The following is a 1785-nucleotide window of genomic DNA, read 5'->3' as shown; positions in this document are numbered from 1 at the left end:
GGCACCCAGAATCCATTTGATTCCATTGGTACATCTCCACTACCCCAAGCTCAATTAGATCGTTTCTTATTAACGATTAAACAAGGTTATCCTTCTTATGAAAATGAGAAAAAAATGCTTAAGAGATTTAGATTGGCCAACCCTATTGAAACGATTGAAAGTGTCATATCAATTAATGAGATTATTCGTTTGAAAGAAGAGGTTAAACGAGTGTTAATTTCAGATGATATTGAAGATTATCTTATGAAAATTATTCAGGGTACGAGAAATCATAAATACGTTGAAATTGGAGTAAGCCCTAGGGGGTCACTTGCCTTTATGAGAGCAGTTCAATCACGTGCATTTATCCATGGTAGGGACTTTTGTATTCCTGATGATGTAAAAGCATTGGCTCAACCTTTGCTAGCCCATAGAATTTCATTAAATGTGGAGGGTGAAGTGAAGACCACTAAGCAACATATCGTCCAGGAAATAATAGACCTAACGCCTGTTGCTGTAGAGTCAAGATGATAGTCGCTAAAGAAAAGACTTACTTCTCATCTCCTATTACTTTAAGTTTGTTGGTAGTGTTTTTTTTGGTATTTAATTTTCTAGAAAGTTATATAATTGTGGTCTTAATCGCATTCTTTCTTAGTTTGGTCTTGTTATCCTATGTGTATCTTAAAACTGTACATAGTAAGGTTTCCTGGACATTCAAAAAGTATAGCATCTCTTCAAGTGTAGATGATCTATAAGATTGTTTTATTGAGATATCAAACGACTCTCTACTCCCACTTTTTAACTTAGAGATTCGCATTGAGAGTGAGAATGATAAGAATATTGTCTTTCTCAATTCTGAGAACTTAGAGAGTAGTATGGAAAAGATCATGGTGGATGTGCTACCTAAATCCAAAAAGGTGCTCAAGGTTCTCATTAAGGGTAAAAGTCGTGGACATCATAACTGGTCGAATTTCGAAATATTTATTAAAGACCCCTTTCATTTACAAGCCTTTCGATTAGTGTATCCTAGAAAATCTCTTCCTACATTTATTGTTTTGCCAAGAATTCTAAAGATAAATGATATTAAATTACAATCTATTATTCATGGAAATAGGATGACGAACCACTCTTTTTATATGGATGAAACAAAAATTATGGGTACCAAAAACTACGAAAATGAAAGTTTTCGCCACATTCATTGGTTAGCAACGGCAAAGGAAAACAAAATAGTCGCAAAAAAATATGAAAGAGTAAATGGAAACGAGTATTCGATCTTTTTAAATATGGTTGGTAGTTTAAGTTTTCAATTACGTCATGATATGGAAGAACTTATTGAATATGCAGTATCTGCTTATAACGTCCTTTCCAAGGAAGGGTGTAAGGTAGAATTGTTGGTGAATTACACTTCATTACAAGATGGAGTTCTTAAAGTAGATAGTCATTCGAGTAGATCGCAACTTAAAAAAATGATTGAAACAGTCACTTTAATCGAGACCAAAGGAGTCTTTTTATCATCAAAGAGCTTTTATAATTATGTATTTAGGTTAAAGGATAGAAATTCTTTAGCTCTTGTTATCGGTACGCCTCCTGACCCAAGTCTTTTCAAAGATTGGGTGCAAATAAAACAGTGAAAGGGTGATTTAAATGAAACAGAAAGCGCTCATCATATCCCTTTTTCTAATATTAGGTTTTGTTTTTAGCAGTTTGGTGTCGATTACCTCCCTTTCTTTCACTAAACAAATAAAGTCCATATTTAGTGATGATAATAATGAGTTAATCGAAGACTTTGTAAAACTTCCCACTGAA

Annotated in this window: 2 protein-coding genes; both read left to right on the top strand. The window is 33.6% G+C overall.

Translation table 11 applies throughout. From position 1 onward, the window contains the following. Positions 1-510, top strand: a 510-nt coding sequence (locus AC1DSL_RS17850) for an AAA family ATPase (RefSeq protein WP_477533266.1), incomplete at its 5' end; no start/stop codon positions are given. Positions 511-854: 344 nt separating this feature from the next. Next, positions 855-1610 carry a DUF58 domain-containing protein gene (locus tag AC1DSL_RS17845; RefSeq protein WP_477533265.1) on the top strand — a complete coding sequence of 252 codons (756 nt, stop codon included), beginning with the start codon at positions 855-857 and terminating at the stop codon, positions 1608-1610. Positions 1611-1785: the final 175 nt, after the last annotated feature.

It is taken from the genome of Paenisporosarcina sp. P4_D4, from assembly GCF_056401835.1.
This window is presented reverse-complemented; position numbering and strand designations above follow the sequence as displayed.